We start from the raw sequence: 10,425 nt of genomic DNA on the forward strand, positions 1-10,425 counted from the left end.
CTCGCGATAGCGGAGTGTCAGTTATTAAAGTTTCGTCTGACACTCCGCGATCGCGAGCAGGCTCACTCCTACAGGGGGATGTGTTGAATATGAGACCGGGTCAGGCCGCAATAATCCGGTTCTTGCCCTGCCGCTTCGCCTCGTACATCGCGGCATCCGCGCGGGCGAACAGGTTGTCGAGGCTCTTGTCTTCGTCGGTGAGATTGGTCAGGCCCTGGCTCACGGTGATGCTGAACGGCTGACCGTCGTGGTTGAAGCGCAGCCGCTGGATTTCCTGCTGCAGTCGCTCTGCCACTTGCACGGCCATCTCCGGCGCACAGCCGGGGAACACCGCAGCGAACTCCTCACCGCCAATCCGCCCGAACAGGTCGCCACGACGCAATGATCCACGCCCGCACTCGGCGATCCGTTGCAGCACGTTGTCGCCTTCGGGATGGCCGTAGCTGTCGTTGATCACTTTGAAGTCATCGATGTCCAGCAGCAGGAAGGCCAGCGGTGTGCCGTGGTGGCGGGCCTCGGCGAACTCGCGGTGGGCACATTCGAAGAAGTGGCGGCGGTTGCTGCTCTGCGTCAGCACATCGGTGGTGGCCAAGCGTTGCAGCTCGGTTTCCATGTTTTTCTTGTCAGTGATGTCTTCAGCGATGCCGACGATGATCACCGGTTGACCGGGCTCGTCCTGCCGATTGATGAAGCATTTGTCGCTGATCCAGCGCACCTGGCCGTCGGCGGCGATGATGCGGTACTCGCGATCCTCCACCGCACCTCGGTGCAGGACTTCGGCGAGGCTCTGTTCGGCGTACTCGAGATCATCGGGATAAATGCTGTCACGCCACTGGTTGTAGTCAGCCAGCAACAGTGCTGCGGAGCGGCCGAAAATCCTTTCGTACGCCGGGCTGACATACAGCACCTGACGTGTTTCCCAGTTGAAAGCCCAGAGCACGGCGTTGACGCTGACCAGCAGCGAACTGATCAACTGTTCGCGTTCGCTCAGGCGCGCGACTTCGCCTTTCGCGTGCATCAGCGCCATCAACGTTTGCGCGGCCTCGGGCCATTGGGTGAAGGATGTGTCTTTCTGGTTGTTGTTGACCATCGGCACAGATCTCAAAGGGCGCGCCGCAATGTCGACAACGGCCACAGTACAACCCGCCGGGATGGCGAAGTGTCTTTGAGATAGAGGATTTTCGGCGAAGTTCCCGGCCATTACCGAGTCCCGCCAGGCGGCGAGCTGTAGGAGCTGACGAGTGCAACGAGGCTGCGATCTCTTGATCTTAAGAATCAGAAGATCGCAGCCAGTGCCCGATCAAACCGCCGCAGGACGCAGCGAGTAGGTTTTCAGCTGATCGGCAAAATCACGCAACGACTGGATGCCACTGGCCTCGGCCTCGTGAATCCATTCCTTGATGGCTGCGAGCATGTCGTGGCCATTGGAACTGGTCTTGACCCAGATCTGCTGCAGGGCCAGGCGTTTTTCGTAAATGACTTTCAGCGCCTGGCTGTGTTCCAGCATGGTCTGGATGCGCAGGTGATGACGGTCTTCCAGCAGGCTGGTTTCACGCGACAGCAGGCGTTTGGCCCGGTGGAACTGGTGGCGCACCGAGTGATCGACCTTGGCCAGCTCCTGCTTGACCAGCGGACCAATCACCAATTTGCGGTACTGGGCCATGATCTGGAAGCGGTTGTTGAGGATCGCCATGGCAGTGTCCATGTCGAGGCTGCCCTTGCCTTCAACGCGGTGGGCGATCGGTGCGACCCGCTGCACCTTGGCCAGACGCAGGAAGCAGAAGACCTTGATCCACGCCCAGCCTAGGTCGAATTCCCATTTCTTCACCGACAGCTTGGCCGAGTTGGGATAGGTGTGATGGTTGTTGTGCAGTTCTTCACCGCCGATCAGGATGCCCCAGGGCACCAGATTGGTCGCCGCATCACGGCATTCGAAATTGCGATAGCCGACGGCGTGGCCCAGGCCGTTGATGACACCAGCGGCCCACACCGGAATCCACATCATCTGGATTGCCCAGATGGTGATGCCGATGGTGCCGAACAGCAGCAGGTCGATCACGCCCATGATCGCCACGCCCAGTAATGGATAGCGGCTGTACAGGTTGCGTTCGATCCAGTCTTCCGGGCAGTTCTTCCCGTAGATGCGCAGCGTCTCCGGGTTCTGTGCTTCGCTGCGGTACAGCTCGGCACCGGTGCGCAGCACTGTGGACAGGCCCTTGATCACCGGGCTGTGCGGGTCATCTTCGGTTTCGCATTTGGCGTGGTGTTTGCGGTGGATGGCGGTCCACTCGCGGGTGTTCTGCGCCGTGGTCAGCCACAGCCAGAAACGGAAAAAGTGCTTCAGACCCGCATTCAGCTCGAGCGAGCGATGGGCCGAGTAACGGTGCAGATAGACCGTGACGGCAACAATCGTCACATGGGTCATCAGCAGGGTGACCGCGACCAGTGACCAGGCCGACAAGCCAAGAAAACCTTCGTACCACATAGGCTATAGGGCCCTCGATAAAGATAAAAACAGCCGTTGCATTATCACTAAGCACACAGATAAAACCAGTCGCCCTTTCAGATAAGAAGTCGCTGAATGTTTCTTGACCTATAATTCCAACCTTTTTGTAGGGACATGGACGACCGAATGTCTGCGACTTACCGCGATGCCTTGCGTGCAGCGCTGCTCTACCTGGTACTGGCCGCCGTGTGGCTGCAGGTTTCTGATCATTTATTAAGCAAATTCTTCGATGACTCCGGTGAGCGGGCCCATTGGCAACTGATCAACGGTTATCTGCTGGCAGCGGTCAGCGCCGGAGTGATTTTTCTCGCGCGGGCGCGTCTGTGTCGGTTTCTCGGCATCGGCGCGCGCTTGCGTGAGCGGCATACCGACCGCGAGCGCCTGCGTCAGGCGGCCGCCGTGTTCGACTGCACCCGCGAAGGTGTACTGGTCACCGACCATCGAGGCTCGATCGTCCACGTCAACCGCGCTTTCATCGAGATCACCGGTTATCGGCGCGACGAGGTGATCGGCCAGCAGCCCAGTCTGTTCAAGTCCGGCCACCATCCGCCGGGGTTCTATCAGGCGATGTTCGCCACACTCGAGGCCGAAGGTGAATGGAGCGGCGAGATCTGGAACCGGCGCAAGAGCGGCGAGATTTATCCACAGTGGCAGACGATCCGGGTGATTCACGATGATTTCGGCCGGCTCAGCCATTATGTGGCGGTGTTCTCCGACATCAGTGCGATCAAGGATTCCGAGTCCGAGCTCAAACACCTGGCGCATCACGATCCGTTGACCGATCTGCCCAATCGCCTGCTGTTCAGTGATCGCGCCGAGCAGGCGCTGGCGTCGGCGCAGACGCACAAGCGTGGCTGCGCGCTGCTGCTGCTCGATCTGGACCATTTCAAGATGATCAATGACAGCCTCGGGCATAACGTCGGTGATCGGTTGCTCAAAATGGTGGCGACGCGTTTGCAGGAGCTGTCCGGCCCCGGCATCACCCTCGCGCGACTGGGCGGTGATGAATTCGCCGTGCTCGCGGAAAGTTGTCCACAGCCCGCGCAGGCGGCGGCATTGGCACAACGGATTCTGGACGCGTTGAAGGAGCCGATGCTGATTGACGGCAATCAACTGTTTATCAACGCCAGCATCGGCATCAGCCTGTTTCCCAGCGATGCCTTGAGCGCCGAGCAGTTGCTGCGCAACGCCGACAGCGCGCTGTTCAAAGCCAAAAGCAGCGGGCGCAACGGCTACGCGCTGTACACCGAAGAACTGACCGCGCACGCCCAGCAACGGGTCGAAATCGCCTTCGAACTGCGCCGCGCATTGGAGCAGCAGGAATTGTGTGTCTATTACCAGCCGGTGCACGACCTGCAAAGCAGCCGTCTGATCGGCGTCGAGGCACTGGTGCGCTGGCAGCATCCGCAGCGCGGCCTGGTGTCGCCGGCAGAATTCATTCCGATTGCCGAGCGCACCGGTCTGATCGCCGACATCGATGCCTGGGTGATGCAGCAGGCTTGTCGACAGATGTGCCAATGGCAGCAAAGCGGCGTGGTGCTGTCGTTCGTCGCGGTGAATGTCTCGTCGCGGCTGTTTGCCCGGCGTGAGCTTTACCAGCAGGTGGCGCAGGTGCTGCACGACACCGGGCTGGATCCGGCCCATCTGGAACTGGAAGTCACCGAAAGCGCGGTAATGGACGATCCAGAAGTGGCGCTGGAGCAAATGCATCGGTTGCGTGAACTGGGTGTGCGCCTGGCCATTGATGATTTCGGCACCGGCTATTCCTCGCTGCTGCGGCTCAAGCGCCTGCCGGTGCAGAAACTCAAGATCGATCAGGGTTTCGTTGCCGGGTTGCCCTGGGACGAGGATGACGTGGCGATTGTCCGGGTGATCATCGCGCTGGCGCGGAGCATGGGAATGCAGGTGCATGCCGAGGGGATCGAGGAGGTTGAGCAGGCGGCGTTTTTGCTTCAGCAGGCGTGTGATCTGGGGCAGGGGTATTGGTTTGGGCGACCAATTTCTGCGGCGGAAATTGATTGGGAGCGTGCTCCACTGATTAGTTAAAGATCAAAAGATCGCAGCCTTCGGCAGCTCCTACGGGGATCGGTGCAGGAGCTGATGCAAGCTGTGATCTTTTGCTTTTACAGGCTGCAACCCCTTGTGCGGGCAGACAAACATTTCTGGTTATATAAACATTCTTAAATAGTCTTTTTAAGAATATCCGTGCCTCTCTTATATTGCTCCCACGCCGAACGCAGTGCCGCCCACTGCCAGGCAAAATCCCTTCAAAGGAGCAGCACCATGAGCGCATCCCTTCGCAGCGTTGACGGTCAGGACGAAAGCACCATCTTGCGTGAAATCCAGAGCGCACTGCGCGATCTGCGGTTCGGCGCGGTGGAGATCACTGTGCACAACGCGCAAGTCGTACAGATCGAACGCAAAGAGAAATTCCGTTTGCAGCAACCCGGTAAACAACCGGGCTGAGCTTGAGATCAAAAGATCGCAGCCTTCGGCAGCTCCTACAGGGGGCTGTGTGCAGGAGCTGGCGAAGGCGGCGATCTTTCACGGGACCCGATTCCAGCAACACATAAGAAAAAGCCACCACCAAGAATTCCAGGAGCTTTCACCATGTCGTCGATTCGCCGTTACGCTTTGGCCGCGCTGGCCAGTGCCGTGTTTGCCGGTTCCGCCGTTGCCAAGGATTACGAACTGCTCAACGTGTCGTATGACCCGACGCGCGAGCTGTATCAGGAATACAACGCCGAATTCATCAAGTTCTGGCAGAAGGATCATGCCGGCGACACGGTGAAAATCCAGCAATCCCATGGTGGTTCGGGCAAGCAGGGTCGTGCGGTGATCGACGGTCTGCGTGCTGACGTGGTGACCCTGGCCCTGGCCGGCGACATCGATGAAATCGCCAAGCTCGGCAAGAGCCTGCCCGCGGACTGGCAGAAGCGTCTGCCGGAAGCGAGCACGCCGTACACCTCGACCATCGTGTTCCTGGTGCGCAAGGGCAACCCGAAAGGCATCAAGGACTGGGGCGATCTGGTCAAGAATGACGTCTCGGTGATCACGCCGAACCCGAAAACTTCGGGCGGTGCACGCTGGAACTTCCTCGCGGCGTGGGCCTATGGCCTGAAAGCCAACGGCGGGGATGAAGCCAAGGCCAAGGAATACGTACAAACCCTGTTCAAGCACGTGCCGATCCTCGACACCGGCGCCCGTGGTTCGACCATCACCTTCGTCAACAACGGTCAGGGCGACGTGTTGCTGGCCTGGGAAAACGAAGCATTCCTGGCGCTGAAAGAAGACGGCGGCGCCGACAAGTTCGACATCGTCGTACCTTCGCTGTCGATCCTCGCAGAACCGCCAGTGGCCGTGGTCGACAAGAATGCCGAGAAGAAGGGCAACGCGCAGATCGCCGAAGCCTATCTCAAGCACCTGTACAGCCCGGCCGGCCAGGAAATCGCCGCGAAAAACTTCTATCGTCCACGTGACAAGGACGTAGCGGCCAAATATGCCCAGCAGTTCCCGAAACTGGAGCTGGTGACCATCGACAAGGACTTCGGCGGCTGGAAATCCGCGCAGCCGAAATTCTTCAACGACGGTGGCGTGTTCGACCAGATTTATCAGGCGCAGTAATCTCACTCGAAACGAGCCTGAAGTTCAGGCACAAACCATGTGGGAGCGAGCCTGCTCGCGAAGGCGGTTTATCAGCGACAGGGATGTTGACTGATACTCCCTCTTCGCGAGCCGGCTCGCTCCCACATTGATGCGTTTTCAACCAGGGACTTTTATGTCGCGTCGTATCTCCCCCGTCATACCCGGCTTCGGGCTGACGCTGGGTTACACCTTGGTGTACCTCAGCCTGATTGTGCTTATCCCGCTGGCGGCGATGTTCGTCCATGCCGCCCAGCTGACCTGGGATCAGTTCTGGACGATCATTTCCGCACCGCGTGTGCTGGCGGCGTTGAAGCTGAGCTTCGGTACCGCGCTGTGTGCGGCGATCATCAACGGCATCATCGGTACGTTGCTGGCCTGGGTGCTGGTGCGCTACACCTTCCCCGGGCGCAAGGTGATCGACGCGATGATCGATCTGCCGTTCGCCCTGCCCACCGCTGTGGCCGGCATCGCGCTGACGGCGCTGTACACGCCGACCGGTCTGGTCGGGCAGTTCGCCGCCGACCTCGGCTTCAAGATCGCCTACACGCCGCTGGGCATCACCCTTGCCCTGACTTTCGTGACCCTGCCGTTCGTGGTGCGCACGGTGCAGCCGGTGCTGGCCGATATTCCCCGTGAAGTCGAAGAAGCGGCCGCCTGCCTCGGTGCCAAGCCGTTGCAGGTGTTCCGTCACATTCTGCTGCCGGCGCTGCTGCCGGCCTGGCTGACCGGTTTCGCCCTGGCGTTCGCCCGTGGTGTCGGCGAGTACGGTTCGGTGATCTTTATCGCCGGCAACATGCCCATGAAAACCGAAATCCTGCCGCTGCTGATCATGGTCAAACTCGACCAGTACGATTACACCGGCGCCACCTCCATCGGCGTGCTGATGCTGGTGGTTTCCTTCGTCCTGTTGCTGCTGATCAACTTGCTGCAGCGGCGCATCGAAACCCCATAAGGAGGCGCGAACATGTCCCAATCGTCTATTGCGGCCGCGTCCTCGGCCAACGCTGCGCGGCGTGGCAGTGCGACCTCGCGCAGAATCCTGATCGGTCTTGGCTGGCTGATCTTTTTCCTGTTTCTCCTGCTGCCGCTGTTCATCGTTGTATCGCAGGGTTTGAAGAATGGCCTTGGCGCGTTCTTCACCGCGATTTTTGAACCGGACGCGCTGTCGGCGCTGAAACTGACGGTGATCGCCGTGCTGATCTCGGTGCCGCTGAACCTGGTGTTCGGCGTCAGTGCGGCGTGGTGCGTGAGCAAATACTCGTTCCGTGGCAAGAGCATGCTGGTCACGCTGATCGACCTGCCGTTCTCGGTGTCGCCGGTGATCGCCGGTCTGGTCTACGTGCTGATGTTCGGTGCGCAAGGCCTGTTCGGGCCGTGGCTGCAGGATCACGACATCCAGATCGTCTTCGCCTTGCCGGGCATTGTCCTGGCGACGATTTTCGTCACCGTGCCGTTTGTCGCTCGCGAACTGATTCCGTTGATGCAGGAACAAGGCACCCAGGAAGAAGAGGCCGCGCGCCTGCTCGGTGCCAATGGCTGGCAGATGTTCTGGCACGTCACCGTACCCAACATCAAGTGGGGTCTGATTTATGGCGTGGTGCTATGTACTGCGCGGGCCATGGGTGAGTTCGGTGCGGTGTCGGTGGTGTCCGGGCACATTCGCGGGGTGACCAACACCTTGCCGCTGCACGTCGAGATCCTCTACAACGAATACAACCACGTGGCCGCGTTCGCCGTGGCGAGCCTGTTGCTGATCCTGGCGCTCTTCATCCTGCTGCTCAAGCAGTGGAGCGAAAACCGTATCAACCGCCTGCGCGCCAGCGCCGCGGAGGACTAATTCATGTCGATCGAAGTGCGTAACGTCAGCAAGAATTTCAATGCGTTCAAAGCGCTGGACAACATCAGCCTGGACATCCAGAGCGGTGAGCTGGTCGCGCTGCTGGGCCCTTCGGGCTGCGGCAAAACCACCTTGCTGCGCATTATTGCCGGTCTGGAAACCCCGGATCAGGGCAACATCGTCTTTCACGGCGAAGACGTTTCCGGCCACGATGTGCGGGATCGCAACGTCGGTTTCGTGTTCCAGCATTACGCGTTGTTCCGCCACATGACGGTGTTCGACAACGTCGCGTTCGGTCTGCGCATGAAGCCGAAGAACCAGCGCCCGAGCGAAAGCCAGATCGCGGCCAAGGTCCACGAACTGCTGAACATGGTGCAACTGGACTGGCTGTCGGATCGTTATCCTGAGCAATTGTCCGGTGGTCAGCGTCAGCGTATCGCCCTGGCCCGTGCCCTGGCGGTCGAGCCGAAAGTATTGCTGCTCGATGAACCGTTCGGCGCCCTCGACGCCAAGGTGCGCAAGGAACTGCGGCGCTGGCTGGCGCGGCTGCACGAAGACATCAACCTGACTTCGGTGTTCGTGACCCACGACCAGGAAGAAGCAATGGAAGTCGCCGACCGTATCGTGGTGATGAACAAGGGCGTGATCGAGCAGATCGGCTCACCGGGCGACGTCTACGAAAACCCGGCCAGTGATTTCGTCTATCACTTCCTTGGCGATTCGAACCGCTTGCTGCTCAGCGACGACAACCACGTGCTGTTTCGCCCGCACGAAGTGTCGTTGTCCAGGCATGAACTGGAAGATCACCATGCCGCTGAAGTGCGCGATATCCGCCCACTGGGTGCGACGACGCGGGTGACGCTGAAGGTCGAAGGGCAGACTGATCTGATCGAAGCCGAGGTGGTGAAAGACCACGACAGCCTGATCGGCCTGGCCAAGGGTGAAACCTTGTTCTTCAAACCGAAGGTCTGGCAGAAAGTCGCTAACCTCTAAAAGCAAAAGCTTCGCGAGCAGGCTCGCTCCCACAATTGGAATGCGTTTTTCTGTGGGAGCGAGCCTGCTCGCGAAAGCGGTCTAAACAGCCGCACGATTCGGATTGACCCGCACCACCCCCGCCCGCAACTCGATCTCTTGTTTCAATTCCTGCCGCAGCCCGAGCAAAAACGCCAGTTCCGCGACGACAAACAATGGCCCGACAATCAGCCCGCTGATGTCATCGACAAACGCCGGTTTGCGCCCTTCATAGTGATGCCCGACAAACTGGATCGCCCAGCCGATCACGAACATCGCCAGGCCGCTGCTCAGCCAGACCAGGGTGCTTTGCTGCGCCAGTGCATGTCCGACCCACACCGACAGGCCCATCAGCAGCGTCATCAACACGCCGAGCTGCAACTCCAGACGCAGGTAAAACCACGCCGACGCCAGCGCCACGACAACGGCGGGTGATACCCACAACCCGCCCAGCGACCACTCCGGGCGAGACAGCAGAACCGCGACCGCCACCACGATCAGTGGTATGCCGATAAAGTGGCTGACGATGTTGCGCGGGTCGCGGTGGTAGGCGGCGTATTGACTGAGGTGGTCGACGAGGCTTTTCATTGTTGTTCCTCCAGTGGGGTTGAATGCATCATCCCTCGGGATCGGCGCTCGCTCTGTCGGGCAGGCGACACTCCAGGAGTGGTTATGCAAATTCGTGCACGGTTGCTCAACGGCCAGTGGTTCAGTCATCTGCCGCTGTCCTTTCAGGATAGTCTGCTGGCGTTGGCCCGAGAGCGGCGGCTGACCGCGGGGCAGCGGCTGTTCCAGCGCGGCGATGCGCCGTGCGGTCTGTACGCGGTGCTCGATGGCGCCGTGCGCATCGGCGCAGTCAGCGAGCAGGGCAAGGAGGCGTTGTTGAGTCTGGTGGAGGCGCCGCACTGGTTCGGCGAAATCTGCCTGTTCGATGGTCAGCCACGCACCCATGATGCCTATGCCGTCGGGGCATGCACCTTGTTGAACATCCCTCAGGCGGCGCTGCTCAAACTGCTCGACGAACAGCCGCAGTACTGGCGGCATCTGGCGCTGCTGATGAGCCACAAATTGCGCCTGGCCTTTATCAATCTTGAACAACTGAGCCTGCTGCCGGCCCCGGCGCGCTTGGCTCATCGCTTGTTGATGATCGCCGAAGGCTACGGCGAACTCGACGCACCACGCCGGACGCTGCAACTGCCGCAGGAGCAGTTGGCAGCGATGCTGTCGCTGTCGCGGCAGACTACCAATCAGATCCTCAAGGACTTGCAGGGGCAAGGGATTATCGGTCTGGCTTACGGCGAGATCGAAATCCTCGATAGCGCGCGATTGCGTGTCTTGGCCACGATTTGAGATTTCACACCGAACCATTGTAGGAGTGAGCCTGCTCGCGATAGCGGTATGTCAGTCACACATGAATCAACTGACA

General features: G+C 59.8%; 10 protein-coding genes. 7 read left to right on the plus strand and 3 right to left on the minus strand.

From position 1 onward, the window contains the following. Positions 1 to 100 precede the first annotated feature (100 nt). A complete protein-coding gene (locus DCO47_RS22670) occupies positions 101 to 1,090 on the minus strand; it encodes a sensor domain-containing diguanylate cyclase (protein ID WP_116658965.1) in 990 nt (329 codons plus the stop codon). A gap of 210 nt (positions 1,091 to 1,300) precedes the next feature. Then, positions 1,301 to 2,485, minus strand: a complete 1,185-nt coding sequence (gene desA / locus DCO47_RS22675; RefSeq protein ID WP_042610168.1) for a delta-9 fatty acid desaturase DesA — start codon at positions 2,483 to 2,485, stop codon at positions 1,301 to 1,303. A gap of 147 nt (positions 2,486 to 2,632) precedes the next feature. Here desA and dibA point away from each other — a divergent pair, with 147 nt between their 5' ends. From dibA to DCO47_RS22705, 6 genes are all read left to right on the plus strand, one after another. Beyond that, the gene (gene dibA, locus DCO47_RS22680; protein WP_116658966.1) at positions 2,633 to 4,552 is read left to right on the plus strand and encodes a phosphodiesterase DibA; all 1,920 of its coding nucleotides are present in this window, start codon (positions 2,633 to 2,635) and stop codon (positions 4,550 to 4,552) included. Positions 4,553 to 4,789: 237 nt separating this feature from the next. Then, the gene (gene oscA, locus DCO47_RS22685; protein ID WP_007917682.1) at positions 4,790 to 4,972 is read left to right on the plus strand and encodes a sulfur starvation response protein OscA; all 183 of its coding nucleotides are present in this window, start codon (positions 4,790 to 4,792) and stop codon (positions 4,970 to 4,972) included. A gap of 144 nt (positions 4,973 to 5,116) precedes the next feature. Beyond that, positions 5,117 to 6,130 (plus strand): sulfate ABC transporter substrate-binding protein, encoded by a 1,014-nt coding sequence (locus DCO47_RS22690; protein WP_042610170.1) that lies wholly within the window; start codon positions 5,117 to 5,119, stop codon positions 6,128 to 6,130. Between the two features lie 154 nt (positions 6,131 to 6,284). Then, a complete protein-coding gene (cysT, locus tag DCO47_RS22695) occupies positions 6,285 to 7,103 on the plus strand; it encodes a sulfate ABC transporter permease subunit CysT (protein ID WP_007952818.1) in 819 nt (272 codons plus the stop codon). Positions 7,104 to 7,115: 12 nt separating this feature from the next. Beyond that, a complete protein-coding gene (gene cysW / locus DCO47_RS22700; protein ID WP_083353949.1) occupies positions 7,116 to 7,988 on the plus strand; it encodes a sulfate ABC transporter permease subunit CysW in 873 nt (290 codons plus the stop codon). A 3-nt stretch (positions 7,989 to 7,991) separates the two neighbouring features. Continuing rightward, positions 7,992 to 8,981, plus strand: a complete 990-nt coding sequence (locus DCO47_RS22705) for a sulfate/molybdate ABC transporter ATP-binding protein (RefSeq protein ID WP_064361636.1) — start codon at positions 7,992 to 7,994, stop codon at positions 8,979 to 8,981. Between the two features lie 81 nt (positions 8,982 to 9,062). On the opposite strand, the gene DCO47_RS22710 is transcribed toward DCO47_RS22705, so the two are convergent. Further along, a complete protein-coding gene (locus tag DCO47_RS22710) occupies positions 9,063 to 9,587 on the minus strand; it encodes a DUF962 domain-containing protein (protein ID WP_064361635.1) in 525 nt (174 codons plus the stop codon). Positions 9,588 to 9,671: 84 nt separating this feature from the next. Here DCO47_RS22710 and DCO47_RS22715 point away from each other — a divergent pair, with 84 nt between their 5' ends. Next, entirely contained in the window at positions 9,672 to 10,349 is a 678-nt protein-coding gene (locus DCO47_RS22715; protein WP_065615336.1) for a Crp/Fnr family transcriptional regulator, read from the plus strand. Positions 10,350 to 10,425: the final 76 nt, after the last annotated feature.

The organism is Pseudomonas sp. NDM, assembly GCF_003105095.1.
Taxonomy (GTDB): domain Bacteria; phylum Pseudomonadota; class Gammaproteobacteria; order Pseudomonadales; family Pseudomonadaceae; genus Aquipseudomonas; species Aquipseudomonas moraviensis_A.